The sequence below is a fragment of the Pseudomonas syringae genome (genome assembly GCF_021605415.1).
In the GTDB taxonomy this organism is placed as follows: Bacteria; Pseudomonadota; Gammaproteobacteria; order Pseudomonadales; family Pseudomonadaceae; genus Aquipseudomonas; species Aquipseudomonas syringae_S.
Window position 1 is genome coordinate 64,620 of record NZ_WKEQ01000004.1, and the last position, 14,404, is coordinate 79,023.

The window sequence follows — 14,404 nt, forward strand, 5'->3', positions numbered from 1 at the left end:
TTTTCATTGTTGGAGACTCCGCCCATGCAAGCCATTCGCAGCATCCTGGTGGTCATCGAACCCTCGCCGGACGAGAGTCTGGCGCTCAACCGCGCGCAACTGATCGCTGGCGTGACCCAGGCGCATCTGCATTTGCTGGTGTGCGACAAGAAGCACAACCACTCCGATCACCTTCGACGCCTGAAAGACGAATTACTGGAACGTGGTCACAGCGTGACGACCGAACAGGCCTGGAACGAGAGCCTGCACGAAACCATCATCGACGTGCAGCAGGCGGAAGGCTGCGGGCTGGTGATCAAGCAGCACTTTTCCGACAGCCCACTGAAAAAGGCCCTGCTGACTCCGGCGGACTGGAAGCTGTTGCGCCACTGCCCGACCCCGGTATTGCTGGTGAAAACCAGCGGCTCGTGGAAAGACAAAGTCATTTTGGCAGCGGTTGACGTGGGCAATGCCGACGGCGAACACCGTCACCTGCACAACACGATCATTGATCACGGCTACGACATCGCCAGCCTGGCCAAGGCGCATCTGCATGTGATCACCGCCCATCCGTCACCGATGCTATCGGCGACGGATCCGACGCTGCAACTTTCTGAAACTATCGAGGCGCGCTATCGCGAACAGTGCCGAGCGTTCCAGGCTGAGTTTGATATCGATGATGCGCATCTGCATGTCGAGGAAGGCCCGGCGGATGTATTGATTCCATTTATGGCGCACAAGCTGCAGGCCGCCGTGACGGTGATTGGCACCGTGGCACGCTCGGGTTTGTCCGGGGCGTTGATCGGGAATACGGCGGAAGCGGTGCTGGATACGCTGGAAAGCGACGTGCTGGTGCTCAAGCCGCAGGAAGTCGAGGATCATCTGGTGGAGTTGACGTTGAAGCATTAAAAATTGTGGTGTCTGCTAAGACGTCTTCGCGAGCAGGCTCGCTCCCACACCTGGAACACAACCCCTGTGGGAGCGAGCCTGCTCGCGAAGCTTTTGCCGTTCAGGCGCCAAAGGCATCCTTCAAAAAACCCGGTGCGATATAACGCTGATAATGCGCTTCTGACAGCAGGAAAAATTCCCGATCAATGGCATCGCGCAATTCCGGCAGGTTCCAGTCACGAAACTCCGGCAACAGCACCATCCCGTAGGCTTCCAGATTAATGATCACCCGTGCGCCACGGGCAATCAGCTGATACGCCCAGCAATATTCCGATTGATGCGGCACGAAGCGGATCTTGCGCTGTTCGAGCTGCTCGCGCAGACGCGCCGAGTCGAAAATCTCGACCTTGCTGGCCATCACTTGTGACAGCAATTGCTCAAGTCGCAGCCAGACCGCGCGTTTTTCTTCCTCGTTGTACCCGTTCCAGTGGATGACTTCGTGGTGGAAACGCTTGCAGCCACGGCACACCAAATCACCGTAAACGGTGGAGCATAGGCCGACGCAGGGGGTCTTGATGGTCTGATTGGGCATAAAGTAGGCGAAACACTGAAACGCGGAACAGGTCGGCATGTTAGCCCTTTGTCTAACATTCATCACCCCTCAAACTTCAGGGTCGAACTTACGTTAAATATTTTTTTGCCGTAGAATCAGCCAGCCTTTTAAGGCGCCAATGTCCGTTAGAAGCTGTTTTCAAAGCGTCACGAGCACAGTCGTTCCTTCAGAGCGGTGTTGGCGAAGGGTTTTTCCAGCGGGGAAAAACCAATCGCCAACCCTCATCAGCTCCCCGTTCTGCAGGCGTAAAACTTTGAAAGCAGCTTCTGTAAGGAATGTCCGGTAATTCTGGCCAAGCGACCCACAACGTCGTGCGGCGCATGAGTACGGCCATTTCGGGATGAGCGTCCCGGACACCCATTTGGGACCACTGATGAGGGTAATAACTGTGCTTGAAGCCTACCGCAAACATATCGAAGAGCGTGCAGCACTGGGTATCGTTCCCCAGCCGCTTAACGCCGAACAAACAGCCGGCCTCGTCGAGCTGCTGAAGAACCCTCCGGCTGGCGAAGAAGAATTCCTCGTTGACCTGATCACCAATCGCATTCCACCTGGCGTGGACGAAGCGGCCTACGTCAAAGCCGGCTTCCTGTCTGCACTGGCCAAGGGCGAAGTGTCCTCCCCTCTGCTTGATAAAAAGCGCGCTGTAGAATTGCTCGGCACCATGCAGGGCGGCTACAACATCGTGACCCTGGTTGAACTGCTCGACGATACCGAACTGGCGCCGGTCGCTGCCGCTCAACTCAAGCACACCCTGCTGATGTTCGATGCGTTCCACGACGTGGCCGAAAAAGCCAAGAACGGCAACGCTCACGCTCAAGCCGTGCTGCAATCCTGGGCTGACGGCGAATGGTTCAAGAACCGCCCGACTCTGGCCGACAAGATCAGCCTGCGTGTGTTCAAGGTGACGGGCGAGACCAACACCGACGACCTGTCCCCGGCGCCTGATGCCTGGTCGCGCCCGGACATCCCGCTGCACGCCCTGGCCATGTTGAAAATGGCCCGCGAAGGCATCGTGCCTGATCAGCAGGGCGCCATCGGCCCGATGAAGCAGATCGAAGAAATGCGCGGTCAAGGCTTCCCTATCGCCTACGTCGGTGACGTGGTCGGTACCGGCTCCTCGCGTAAATCGGCAACCAACTCCGTACTGTGGTTCTTCGGCGACGACGTGCCTTACGTGCCGAACAAGCGTGCCGGCGGTTTCTGCTTTGGCAGCAAAATCGCTCCGATCTTCTACAACACCATGGAAGATGCCGGCGCCCTGCCAATCGAGTTCGACGTTTCCAACATGAACATGGGCGACGTGATCGACCTGTACCCGCATGCTGGCAAAGTCTGCAAACACGGCACCGACGAAGTCATCACCACCTTCGAAATGAAGACCCCGGTTCTGTTGGACGAAGTTCGCGCTGGCGGCCGTATTCCATTGATCATCGGCCGTGGCCTGACCGAGAAGGCTCGCGCCGAACTGGGTCTGCCGGCGTTCGACCTGTTCAAGAAGCCGGAAGCGCCGGCTGAAAGCACCAAGGGCTTTACCCTGGCGCAGAAAATGGTCGGCAAGGCTTGCGGTCTGGCAGAAGGCCAAGGCGTTCGTCCTGGCACCTACTGCGAGCCGAAGATGACCACCGTCGGTTCTCAGGACACCACAGGTCCCATGACCCGTGACGAACTGAAAGACCTGGCGTGCCTGGGCTTCTCCGCAGATCTGGTGATGCAGTCTTTCTGCCACACCGCGGCCTATCCGAAGCCGATCGACGTGACCACCCACCACACCCTGCCTGACTTCATCATGACCCGTGGCGGCGTCTCGCTGCGTCCGGGCGACGGCATCATCCACTCGTGGCTGAACCGCATGCTGCTGCCAGACACCGTCGGTACCGGTGGTGACTCGCACACCCGTTTCCCGATGGGCATCTCGTTCCCGGCCGGTTCCGGTCTGGTCGCGTTCGCCGCTGCCACCGGCGTCATGCCGCTGGACATGCCGGAATCGATCCTGGTGCGCTTCAAAGGCAAAATGAAACCTGGCATCACCCTGCGTGACCTGGTTCATGCCATTCCTTACTTCGCTATCCAGAATGGCCTGCTGACCGTCGAGAAGAAGGGCAAGAAAAACGCCTTCTCCGGCCGCATCCTGGAAATCGAAGGCCTGGAAGGTCTGACCCTGGAACAGGCTTTCGAACTGTCCGACGCCTCGGCCGAACGTTCGGCTGCCGGTTGCACCATCAAGCTGTCGAAAGAGTCGATCACCGAGTACTTGAACTCCAACATCACTCTGCTGCGCTGGATGATCGGCGAAGGCTACGGCGATGCGCGTACCCTGGAACGTCGTGCCCAAGCGATGGAAGCGTGGGTTGCCAACCCGGAACTGATGGAAGCCGATGCCGACGCCGAATACGCCGAAATCATCGAAATCGATCTGGCCGACGTCAACGAGCCTGTGCTCTGCGCGCCGAACGACCCGGATGACGCCCGTCTGCTGTCCAGCGTTGCTGGCGAGAAGATCGACGAAGTGTTTATCGGTTCGTGCATGACCAACATCGGTCACTTCCGCGCTGCCGGCAAGCTGCTGGATCAGGTCAAGGGGCAGCTGCCAACCCGTCTGTGGCTGTCGCCGCCGACCAAGATGGACGCTCACCAACTGACCGAAGAAGGCTACTACGGCATTTACGGCAAGGCTGGCGCGCGCATGGAAATGCCGGGCTGCTCGCTGTGCATGGGTAACCAGGCACGCGTAGAGCCGAACTCGACCGTTGTGTCGACGTCGACCCGTAACTTCCCGAACCGTCTGGGCGACGGCGCGAACGTCTACCTGGCCTCGGCCGAGCTAGCGTCCGTTGCATCGATCCTGGGTCGCCTGCCGACCGTCGAGGAGTACATGGAATACGCTGGCAAGATCGACAGCATGGCGGCCGATATCTACCGCTACCTGTCCTTCGACCAGATTGCCGAGTTCCGTGAAGCTGCTGCGAACGCCAACATCCCGGTCGTTCAAGCCTAACGCTGTAACGCAATGAAAAACGCCGCCCCTTGTGAAAGGGGCGGCGTTTTTTTTATGCCTGCGTTGTGCACCCTGCAGGCTGCGTTCTGTTGATCTTCCTTTACGCGGACAACGAATAGATCAACGCCGTAATCGCCACCAGCCCCACCGCCGCGACAAACACATTCGATGCCTGCCCACGATAACGCGCCATCGCCGGCACTTTACGAATCGCATACATTGGCATCAGGAACAGAATCGCCGCAATCACCGGCCCGCCCAGCGTCTCGATCATGCCAAGAATGCTCGGGTTCAGCGTCGCCACAATCCAGCACACCACAAGCATGAACGCTGCAACGATACGATCCAGGGTCTTGGCCCCGGGGCGCCTGCCGCTCTTGACGATCAGGCCTTTCAAGCCTTCGCTGGCGCCGATGTAATGGCCAAGAAACGACTTGGAAATCGCCACAAACGCAATCAACGGTGCCGCGAATGCAATGGTCGGGTTGCTGAAATGATTGGCCAGGTAGGAAAGGATCGACAGGTTCTGCGCTTTCGCTTCCGCCAGTTGCGCCGGCGACAGGGTCAGGACGCAACTGAACACGAAGAACAGCACCATCAACACCATCAACGCGTGAGCACGCGACAGGATCTGCGAGCTGCGCTCTTCAGCGTGGGTGCCGTAGCGACGCTTTTGATCGACCGCAAACGCCGAGATGATCGGCGAATGGTTGAACGAGAACACCATGACCGGAATCGCCAGCCACAGTGTGTGCAGCAGTGCCGACGGTGCCGGCACCTGCGAGGCAGTGCTGAGGATGCCGCCGTTCCAGTGTGGAACCAGATACACCGCCAGAAACAGCAGGGCGACGATGAACGGATACACCATGAGGCTCATCGCCTTGACGATCATCTGCTCGCCGCAACGCACCACAGCCAGCAGACCCAGGATCAGCACCAGTGACAATAGGGCGCGTGGCGGCGGCGTGATGTGCAACTGATGTTCAAGAAAACTGCCGACCGTGTTGGTCAGCGCGACGCTGTAGATCAGCAGGATCGGGAAGATCGCGAAAAAATAAAGCAACGTGATCAACGCGCCGGCCTTGATGCCGAAATGCTGCTCCACGACTTCGGTGATGTCCGCGCCGTCGCGCCCGGAGAGCACAAAGCGGGTCAGGCCACGATGCGCGTAGAACGTCATGGGAAACGCCAATACCGCAAGCACCAGCAACGGCCAGAAGCCGCCGAGACCTGCGTTGATCGGCAGGAACAGGGTACCCGCGCCAATTGCCGTTCCGAACAGCCCCAGCATCCAGGTGGTGTCATGGCGATTCCAGCTTGAAAGCTCAGCTGGTGCCGCCGCTTCATAGCGGTCGTCGACGCTATTGGCCTGATCATTCATCCGGTCGGATCTCCGCATTCCGGTCAGTTGTCACCCGGTCAGGACGTGTCGGATAAAACCGACAGAAACGTCATGACCGAAACAGGGGCGCGATTGTCCGGGATAAACCAGCAGAAGCAAAGACTTAGCGGAGGAATGGTTGTACGGAGGAGCTCAACGGATTGTCGTTTTTGGGAAGTTCAGCGTCGCTGGTTGAACGCTCCGTGTCGTTTTCAGTTCTGTTACTCAAAGCAATAGGCGAACCACTGCGATGCCGATTGAAATGCAAGCCAACGCTGACAAGGCACCGATGCCCAGCAGCAGTAAGGTTGTACGAACATCAGCGTCGGAAAGAAATGGACTGTCTTCGGCAAATTCGGCTTCCTCCCGATAGAGTCGTTTCAGTCTGGCGCTGCGGTCTTCGATTTCCATGCAATTTTCCTTTTGTGACGTCAGTAGAGGCTGCTGACGCGGGATCTTGGGTCCTGTACAATCGCAAAATCAGCGCTCCTTTTTGGAACCTGGCTTCACTCACAGCTTGAGCAGAAGCCCCACTGCCGTAACGAATGCCGTTAACACCCCGCCTCCTACTGCCAGTGGATACAGGATGGCCTCCAGCTTCAGCTTTCTCTCCTCGGCTTTGAGCTTGCTTCTTTCAGCACCAAGTTTTTGTATTTCAATCTGCAGCTTGTCGAGCTCAAGATTTTCGCGATCATTCTGAAGCATGAGCCTTCCCTGGCTATTGGCCGCTACACTCGGCTGCTGGTTCATCCTGAACCGCACTTTCACCTCTAGATGATTTCCTGTTCATCACTCACTGGATAGCGGATCACTTCCTTTATGGTTGTAGGCAACGTCCGAAAATAGAGTAAGTGGGGCATGTATGGTTTTTTTGGGCGATTGCGCCAACGCCCCGAGCCTGACAACCTGACCTACACTGCCTGATGCGAACCTGCCGCCAACAACTGCCGACCATTGCCAAACCGCTCTGGAATCAGCACTCTGAAACGACTTTCACCCTCGACGCCGACGTTCACAGGAGCCGCGCATGCCCGCAACCGTTCTGGTACTGGTTGAAACGATCAATGACTACCTGCCGATCCTGGAACAACAGGGCTTTCACCTGATTCTGGCGCCGACGCCCGCCGAACGCGCCCAGGCCATCGCCACCCACGGCGCGAGGATCGACGCGGTGCTGACCCGTGGGCCGCTAGGGTTGTACGCCGAAGAAATCGCTGCACTGCCGGCGCTGAAAATTATCACCGTGATCGGTGCCGGTTACGAACATGTCGACTTGCAAGCGGCCAGTGACCGGGGCATTACCGTAACCAACGGTGCCGGGGTCAATGCATCGTCGGTCGCCGATCACGCGCTGGCCATGTTGCTGGCATTGGTGCGCGACATTCCACGCTGTGACGCCGCCGTGCGCCGGGGCGAATGGCCGAAGATCATGCGCCCTTCCCTCGCTGGCAAGCGCCTGGGCATCCTCGGCCTCGGTGCGGTGGGCATGGCGATTGCCAAGCGCGCAGCCAATGGCTTCGACATGAGCGTCAGTTACCATAATCGCCAATTGCGCAGCGACGTGCCTTACGCGTTCTGCTCGACGCCGACTGAGTTGGCTCGAGCCTCTGACTTTCTGATCATCGCCACGCCTGGCGGCCTCGGAACCCAGCATCTGGTGACCCGCCCGGTGCTCGATGCGCTGGGCCCGAACGGTTTCATTGTCAACATCGCGCGGGCCAGCGTGATAGTCACGGCGGAGCTGGTCAGCGCGCTGGAACAACGGCGGATTGCAGGAGCGGCGCTGGATGTGTTCGATAACGAGCCGCAGGTACCGGACGGGCTGAAGACGTTGAGTAATGTGCTGCTCACACCTCATGTCGCCGGGCTTTCGCCGGAAGCGACGCAAGGCACGGTGGAGATGGTTGGGAAAAATCTCATCGCGTTTTTCTCCGGGCAACCGGTACTGACGCCGGTACATCTGCCGCCCAGACTGGCCGACCAACGCGTCCACTGACGCATCCCCGTCCAGGAACTGCCACAGGCAGCGCCTACAGGGGGCCTGTTCAAATCGTGGATCTGACGCATTCGGAACGCTGATTATCCAGCAACACGCTGACCTATAAGACCTCCCTCACTCTTGTGACCGAGTCTGTGCTTCATTAGATTAGCCAATGATGTCTGGCCTCCAAAATAAGCAGAAGGGATAAGCATGGCGCTTACTGATCAGTCCACCCGTATCCGCTCCGGCGAAGAACTCGATGCCAGTCTGATCGATCCTTACCTCAAGGCCCACATCCCGGGCCTGACCGGAACCGTGCAAATCAGCCAGTTCCCCGGCGGTGCGTCGAACCTGACCTACCTGCTGGAGTACCCGGAACAGGAGTTCGTCCTGCGCCGCCCGCCGTTCGGCCACAAGGCCAAGTCCGCCCATGACATGGGCCGCGAATTCCGCATCCTCAATCAACTGCGCGACGGCTTTCCCTATTGCCCAAAAGCGTATGTGCATTGCACCGATGAGTCGGTGATCGGCGCCGAGTTCTACGTGATGGAACGGGTCAAAGGCATCATCCTGCGGTCCGAACTGCCAGCGGAACTCAATCTGGATTCAGCAAAAACCGAAGCGCTGTGCAAAAGCTTCATCGACAAGTTCGTCGAGCTTCATCGCGTCGATTACAAGGCCTGCGGCCTGGCCGACCTCGGCAAACCGGAAGGCTACGTTGCCCGACAAATCAAGGGCTGGAGCGAGCGCTACGAAAAAGCCCTGACCCCGGATGCGCCACAGTGGGAAGCGGTCAAAGCCTGGCTCAACGACAAAATGCCGGCTGACCATCCGAACCCGAGCATCGTCCACAACGACTACCGTTTCGATAACGTCATCCTCGATCCGGACAACCCGATGCAGATCATCGGCGTGCTCGACTGGGAACTGACGACCCTCGGTGATCCGCTGATGGATCTGGGCAACACCCTCGCCTACTGGATCCAGGCCGACGACCCGGCACCGGTGCAACTGATGCGCCGTCAGCCGAGCCACGCGCCAGGCATGCTGACCCGCCGCGAATTCGTTGATTATTACGCCGAGCGCGCAGGCATCCAGATCGACAACTTCGATTTCTATTACACCTACGGCCTCTTCCGCCTCGCCGGTATCGTCCAACAGATCTATTACCGCTTCTTCCATGGCCAGACCCAGGACAAACGCTTCGCACAGTTCATTCACATGAACAAACTGCTGGAGCATATGAGCCTGCAGATCATTCAGAAATCCAGCCTCTGATCGGCCCCGGCCATCGGCATAACAACAAGGAAAACCCATGTCCAAGACTCAGTTGTTCGACCTCGACGGCAAGATCGCTTTCGTCTCCGGTGCCAGCCGTGGCATCGGTGAAGCCATTGCCAAACTGCTAGCCCAGCAAGGCGCACACGTCATTGTGTCGAGCCGAAAACTCGATGGCTGCCAACACGTCGCCGACGCCATCATTGCTGCTGGCGGCAAAGCCACGGCCGTGGCCTGCCACATCGGCGAAATGGATCAGATCAGCCAGGTTTTCGCCGGCATCAAGGAACAGTTCGGCCGCCTCGACATTCTGGTCAACAACGCCGCGACCAACCCGCAGTTCTGCAACGTGCTGGACACCGACCTCAGCGCCTTTCAAAAAACCGTCGACGTGAACATTCGCGGCTACTTTTTCATGTCCGTTGAAGCCGGCAAGCTGATGCGTGAAAACGGCGGCGGGAGCATCATCAACGTGGCGTCGATCAACGGCATTTCGCCGGGCATTTTCCAGGGCATCTATTCGGTGACCAAAGCCGCCGTGATCAACATGACCAAGGTCTTTGCCAAGGAATGCGCGCAATTCGGCATCCGCTGCAACGCCCTGCTGCCGGGCCTGACCGACACGAAATTCGCTTCGGCACTGGTGAAAAACGACGCGATCCTGAAAACCGCACTGGCACAGATCCCGCTCAAGCGCGTGGCCGACCCGAGTGAAATGGCCGGCGCCGTCCTGTACCTCGCCAGCGACGCCTCCAGCTACACCACTGGCGTCTCGCTTAACGTGGATGGCGGCTTCCTGTCCTGACCTCCCTGTAAGCGTTGCCGCAGGCCGCGATCTTTTGATTTTTTACAGCCAAAGTCAAAAGATCGCAGCCAGCGGCAATGCCTACAAAATGCCCGCTATTGCGTGACACAACGCGTCGTAGTCGTCACCCGCGTCACTTCCCCGTCAGGCCCACGCGCCTCACCCAGCACATCGGTGTTCTCGGCCGTCTGACAAGTACGCACCGGCGCCGGTGGGGGCGCTGCGGGCGGAGGCGGCGGCGGACTCGCACAGCCGCTCAACAGCACCACCCCGAACACCCACGACAACGGCGAATACACGCGTTTCCCAAGCATATTCATAGGCTGACTCGCGAAAATTGACGATCAAACTTCGGCAACCGCGCACGACATAGCCCGGCTACAGAAAACCTACCCACTCATTCCTTATAGACCAGACAGGGGCGATCGCCAGTAAAACCGCTATATGGGGAAGTTTTGGCTGTCGATTCTGATCTTTGGATGAAAGAAATGATTTGATTAGCCGCAGCCAGAGGGGAACGATCAAAGCCAGATCAGAAGATCGTAGCCTTCGGCAACTCCAGGGGGACGGTTCACTCACGAAATTTTGGTCGGCTGTCAGGCCGCCATCGCTGGCAAGCTCCCACAGGGATTGGAGGTACACCGCGAAACCGCCAACCGCAACACCCAAAGAAACGGATACTCACCCCATCGAGCAAAAACCTGGTCGGCCCAAAGGCCGCCAAGGATCAAACAATCCCACGGTTCAAAGAGTTACTCTCCAACTCATACCGCAACTCCTCAACCAACCCCGCCACAGCCTGCGCCGAACGCAAAGCATCCAGACTCAACCCGGACACCACCAAATCAACCTGCCCCGAAACCGGGTGATAAAGCTTCACCGTTAACGAGTGCTCCCCACTCACCTCACACTCACACGCCAACGGCGAAAAACTGTGTTCCAGATGCGCACGCAACTGCGCCAGATACATCACAACGCACGCTCTGATAAATGACACAAAACGCCCGATCCAGAAAAACAGAACAGACACATGAGGCAATTCCTTAAGCTATTTCAAGAGGACGCGACCAAAACCCGAGAGCCTTGCCGCATCTCACCAGCCTAAGAACAGTTGCCTGCGATCAAAACCCGTATTTGCACCCCCGCACCTAGTGCAATTGCACCCTCACCTCTGCCCCTTAGGCCGCCATCCATTGGAAAACAGCCCCCGCTCCCGCGCCCAGACAATCGCCTCACTGCGGCTGTGCACGTCAAGCTTGGAATACACCGTCGCTACATGATTACGCACGGTATTGGGCGCCAATTTCAATCGCGCCGCGATTTCCTTGTCCGCCAGGCCTTCGCAGATCAGCCCCAGCACATCCCGTTCCCGCGCCGTCAAATCAGTGAACGATACGTCCGGCGTTTGCGGCGAATTGACGTTTTTCACGTTGGCCAGTTTCTCGATCAGCGTGCGGCTGAACCACGACGCGTCTTTCATTACCTCTTCAATGGCCGCCACCAGTTCAAGCTCAGTACGCTTGCGCTCGGTGATATCCATCAACACCAGCAAATAGCACCCGCCCTCATCAATATTCACCGTATCCCCGGACACCGCACAATCGAGAAGCCCGGCGTCCTTGCGTCGAATCTGCACGTCAACCCGATCAACGCGTCCGGATTTTTCAAGGGCCGCCAGCAAAGCCTTGCGTGAAGCATCGTCGGCGATGAAACCCAACTGCGTCATGGTGTGCCCAATCACCTCATCGCTGGCGTAAGCCAAGGTATCGAGAAAAGCCTGATTCACATCGATCACCCGCTGCTCGTCAGCGCTGCACACCAGAATCGGCACCGGGGTCAGGCGAAACGCCTTGGCAAACCGCTCCTCGCTCTGACGCAGCGCGACCTCAGCCTTGTGCCGCGGCTCCATGTCGACGAAGGAAAACAGCATGCAGTCTTCGTCATTGAGCGGCAGCGGCTGCCCGGCAACGATCACCTGCTTGCTGCGGCCGTCGGACAGGCGCAACTCGGCGGTCATCTGCGGAATCGTCACACCGTCGCGCAAACGTTCGATGGCCAGTTCACGTCGATCGGCCTGCTCCAATACATCGAGCTCATAGGCCGAGGCACCAATCACCTGATCGCGGGTGTAACCGGTCATCTCCAGAAACCCCGAATTGACCTTGATGTAACGCAAATCGCTCAACCGACAAATCACCGCCGGCGCCGGGTTGGCATTAAATGTCTTCTCGAAACGCTGTTCGGCGTTGGCCCAATCCGTGACGTCGCTCATGATCAACACCAGCGACTCGGCTTCGCCATCGCGATCGGTCAACACCATGCTGCGCACGCTGTGCACCCAGGTACGCTGCGGATCGGCCACCGGCGTCACTTCCACCAACACATCACTGAACGTCTCGCGCCGTGCCACCCGCTGGATCGGATAATTGTCCGCCAGCACCGTGTGATTGTTGCGATAGCGCAGATTGAACCGCTGCGCGTAGTCATCCGCGTTATGCCCCAAGTCGCCCATCAGCCCCACACCATGCATCGTCAACGCCGCCTCATTGGCCCAGAGAATGCTCTGATCGAGCTCCAGCAAAATCACCCCGTCGGACAAAGCCGCGATGATCTGCTGCAACTGGCGACGATTGGTGTCGGTGGTCAAGACATCGGGGCTCATTGGCTCTCCATAGGTAAGGCACGCGTGTGAGGCTACGACCGCGCGCGTTCAGAAACGTGCAAAACACGGCGACATAATCAATTGTAGGAGCCGCCGAAGGCTGCGATCTTTTGATCTGGCCATTAAAACACCGACATCAAAAGATCGCAGTGGCAGCTGTTCTGTGGCGTCCATGACCGTGCGGTGGCGCCCGTGGTCGCGGGCGAACCGATCGCGGTGAAATACAGTCTGGTCGGCGGCCGGGTTGTCGTCGATGACGGCGTGATTCCGGGGCTGGCTATCGAGCGAATGCGTGCTGAAGCGTGGGAAGGTGTTCAGGAGATGATGAAAGTGGACGACTCATCCACTCACACTGAAAAACCCTGTGTGTGGCTTGCCGGCGATGGCGGTTCGTCAGTCACCGAAGTGTCGACTGACAGTCCGCTTTCGCTGGCAAGCCACACACAGGAACGGGGTTGAATGTTCAGGCGGCTGCTTTGCCGTTGGCGACCATCGCCGATGCCGCGAGCATCGCGCGCAACAGCACCGCGCACCCCGCCGCCAGGTCATCCGGCGCGGCGTTTTCGATTTCGTTGTGGCTGATGCCGCCTTCGCACGGCACAAAGATCATCCCGGCCGGGCCCAGTTCGGCGAGGAAGATTGCGTCGTGGCCGGCGCCGCTGACGATGTCCATGTTCGACAATCCCAAACCTTGTGCCGCGCTGCGCACCGCGTCGACGCAGCCCTTTTCAAAGTACAGCGGCGGGAAGTCGGCGGTCGGGGTCAGTTCGTAAGTGAGGCCGTGTTGTTCGCAGGTGGCGTCGATCACTTGTTTTACCTCGGCGATCATCGAGTCGAGGCGCGCCGGTTCCAGATGACGGAAGTCGAGGGTCATGCGCACTTCGCCAGGAATGACGTTGCGCGAGCCGGGATAGGCTTGCAGGCAACCGACTGTGCCGCAGGCGTGAGGTTGATGGCCGAGGGCAGCGCGGTTGACGGCGCCGACGATCACCGAGGCGCCAACCAGTGCATCTTTGCGCAGGTGCATCGGTGTAGGACCGGCGTGAGCCTCGACGCCGCGCAGTTTCAGGTCGAACCACTTCTGTCCGAGCGCGCCCAGCACCACGCCGATGGTTTTCTGTTCGTCTTCAAGGATCGGACCTTGTTCGATGTGCGCCTCGAAATAGGCGCCGATCTTGTGCCCACTGACTTTGCGTGATCCGGCATAACCGATAGCGTTCAATGCTTCGCCAACGGTGACGCCGTCGGCATCGACCTTGGCCAGGGTTTCTTCGAGGGTAAATTTCTCCGCGAACACCCCCGAGCCCATCATGCACGGGGCGAAACGCGAGCCTTCTTCGTTTGTCCAGACCACCACTTCCAACGGCGCTTCGGTCTCTACGCCAAGGTCGTTGAGCGTGCGCAGCACCTCGACGCCAGCGAGCACACCAAAGCAACCGTCGAATTTGCCGCCGGTGGGCTGGGTGTCGATGTGGCTGCCGGTCATCACCGGTGGCAGATTCGGATTGCGTCCCGGACGACGGGCGAAGATGTTGCCGACTTCGTCGACGCTGATGCTGCAACCGGCCTCCTCGCACCACTGCACGAACAGGTCGCGGGCCTGGCGGTCGAGGTCGGTCAGGGCCAGGCGACAGACGCCGCCCTTGACCGTGGCGCCAAGCTTGGCGAGTTCCATGAGCGACGCCCACAAGCGGTCGCGGTTGATGTGCTGATGGGTGGACTGCAGAACGTCTACGGCTGCGTTCATGGGGATCTCCTCAGGCTTTTCTTATGAAGATTTTTGTGGTGTCTGTGAGGCCGTCATCGCTGGCAAGCCAGC

12 protein-coding genes and 1 pseudogene are annotated in these 14,404 nt (G+C 58.7%); 6 read left to right on the forward strand and 7 right to left on the reverse strand.

Going from position 1 to position 14,404, the window contains the following annotated elements; all coding sequences use genetic code 11:
- Positions 1 to 24: 24 nt before the first annotated feature.
- On the forward strand, positions 25 to 888 hold the full coding sequence (locus GIW69_RS03905; RefSeq protein ID WP_236480816.1) for a universal stress protein UspL: 864 nt from the start codon (positions 25 to 27) through the stop codon (positions 886 to 888).
- A gap of 100 nt (positions 889 to 988) precedes the next feature.
- Here GIW69_RS03905 and GIW69_RS03910 read toward each other — a convergent pair whose 3' ends face one another.
- Positions 989 to 1,459, reverse strand: coding sequence for a DUF1289 domain-containing protein (locus GIW69_RS03910; protein WP_236480960.1), 471 nt, complete (start codon positions 1,457 to 1,459; stop codon positions 989 to 991).
- A gap of 409 nt (positions 1,460 to 1,868) precedes the next feature.
- On the opposite strand from GIW69_RS03910, the gene acnB reads away from it, so the two are divergent.
- On the forward strand, positions 1,869 to 4,478 hold the full coding sequence (acnB, locus tag GIW69_RS03915) for a bifunctional aconitate hydratase 2/2-methylisocitrate dehydratase (RefSeq protein WP_236480961.1): 2,610 nt from the start codon (positions 1,869 to 1,871) through the stop codon (positions 4,476 to 4,478).
- 100 nt (positions 4,479 to 4,578) lie between these two features.
- Here acnB and GIW69_RS03920 read toward each other — a convergent pair whose 3' ends face one another.
- From GIW69_RS03920 to GIW69_RS03930, 3 genes are all read right to left on the reverse strand, one after another.
- Positions 4,579 to 5,859 (reverse strand): serine/threonine transporter, encoded by a 1,281-nt coding sequence (locus GIW69_RS03920; protein WP_236480817.1) that lies wholly within the window; start codon positions 5,857 to 5,859, stop codon positions 4,579 to 4,581.
- Positions 5,860 to 6,084: 225 nt separating this feature from the next.
- Positions 6,085 to 6,270, reverse strand: a complete 186-nt coding sequence (locus tag GIW69_RS03925; protein WP_236480818.1) for a hypothetical protein — start codon at positions 6,268 to 6,270, stop codon at positions 6,085 to 6,087.
- Positions 6,271 to 6,369: 99 nt separating this feature from the next.
- Entirely contained in the window at positions 6,370 to 6,564 is a 195-nt protein-coding gene (locus tag GIW69_RS03930; RefSeq protein WP_236480819.1) for a hypothetical protein, read from the reverse strand.
- Between the two features lie 322 nt (positions 6,565 to 6,886).
- Between GIW69_RS03930 and GIW69_RS03935 the strand changes: the two genes are divergently transcribed.
- The 3 genes from GIW69_RS03935 (at position 6,887) to GIW69_RS03945 (ending at position 9,923) form a co-directional block, all read left to right on the forward strand.
- Positions 6,887 to 7,855 (forward strand): 2-hydroxyacid dehydrogenase, encoded by a 969-nt coding sequence (locus tag GIW69_RS03935; protein ID WP_236480820.1) that lies wholly within the window; start codon positions 6,887 to 6,889, stop codon positions 7,853 to 7,855.
- Positions 7,856 to 8,050: 195 nt separating this feature from the next.
- Positions 8,051 to 9,118, forward strand: coding sequence for a phosphotransferase family protein (locus GIW69_RS03940; RefSeq protein ID WP_236480821.1), 1,068 nt, complete (start codon positions 8,051 to 8,053; stop codon positions 9,116 to 9,118).
- A gap of 37 nt (positions 9,119 to 9,155) precedes the next feature.
- Complete coding sequence (locus tag GIW69_RS03945; protein ID WP_236480822.1) at positions 9,156 to 9,923, forward strand: SDR family oxidoreductase; 768 nt, start codon at positions 9,156 to 9,158, stop codon at positions 9,921 to 9,923.
- Between the two features lie 727 nt (positions 9,924 to 10,650).
- Here GIW69_RS03945 and GIW69_RS03950 read toward each other — a convergent pair.
- Both GIW69_RS03950 and GIW69_RS03955 read right to left on the reverse strand, forming a co-directional pair.
- Positions 10,651 to 10,896: a DUF1652 domain-containing protein gene (locus tag GIW69_RS03950; RefSeq protein ID WP_236480962.1), complete on the reverse strand. Its 246-nt coding sequence runs from the start codon at positions 10,894 to 10,896 to the stop codon at positions 10,651 to 10,653.
- 192 nt (positions 10,897 to 11,088) lie between these two features.
- The gene (locus tag GIW69_RS03955) at positions 11,089 to 12,585 is read right to left on the reverse strand and encodes a helix-turn-helix transcriptional regulator (RefSeq protein WP_236480823.1); all 1,497 of its coding nucleotides are present in this window, start codon (positions 12,583 to 12,585) and stop codon (positions 11,089 to 11,091) included.
- 159 nt (positions 12,586 to 12,744) lie between these two features.
- On the opposite strand from GIW69_RS03955, the pseudogene GIW69_RS26340 reads away from it, so the two are divergent.
- Positions 12,745 to 12,924: pseudogene (locus GIW69_RS26340) on the forward strand (amidohydrolase family protein); the annotation flags it as partial.
- Between the two features lie 124 nt (positions 12,925 to 13,048).
- Here GIW69_RS26340 and GIW69_RS03965 read toward each other — a convergent pair.
- Entirely contained in the window at positions 13,049 to 14,332 is a 1,284-nt protein-coding gene (locus GIW69_RS03965; protein ID WP_236480825.1) for a Zn-dependent hydrolase, read from the reverse strand.
- Between the last annotated feature and the right edge of the window lie 72 nt (positions 14,333 to 14,404).

Coding starts and splice junctions, on each gene's coding strand:
- GIW69_RS03905 (WP_236480816.1), top strand. CDS start 25: ATGCAAGCCATTCGCAGCATCCTGGTGGTCATCGAACCCTCGCCGGAC.
- GIW69_RS03910 (WP_236480960.1), bottom strand. CDS start 1,459: ATGCCCAATCAGACCATCAAGACCCCCTGCGTCGGCCTATGCTCCACC.
- GIW69_RS03920 (WP_236480817.1), bottom strand. CDS start 5,859: ATGAATGATCAGGCCAATAGCGTCGACGACCGCTATGAAGCGGCGGCA.
- GIW69_RS03925 (WP_236480818.1), bottom strand. CDS start 6,270: ATGGAAATCGAAGACCGCAGCGCCAGACTGAAACGACTCTATCGGGAG.
- GIW69_RS03930 (WP_236480819.1), bottom strand. CDS start 6,564: ATGCTTCAGAATGATCGCGAAAATCTTGAGCTCGACAAGCTGCAGATT.
- GIW69_RS03935 (WP_236480820.1), top strand. CDS start 6,887: ATGCCCGCAACCGTTCTGGTACTGGTTGAAACGATCAATGACTACCTG.
- GIW69_RS03940 (WP_236480821.1), top strand. CDS start 8,051: ATGGCGCTTACTGATCAGTCCACCCGTATCCGCTCCGGCGAAGAACTC.
- GIW69_RS03945 (WP_236480822.1), top strand. CDS start 9,156: ATGTCCAAGACTCAGTTGTTCGACCTCGACGGCAAGATCGCTTTCGTC.
- GIW69_RS03955 (WP_236480823.1), bottom strand. CDS start 12,585: ATGAGCCCCGATGTCTTGACCACCGACACCAATCGTCGCCAGTTGCAG.
- GIW69_RS03965 (WP_236480825.1), bottom strand. CDS start 14,332: ATGAACGCAGCCGTAGACGTTCTGCAGTCCACCCATCAGCACATCAAC.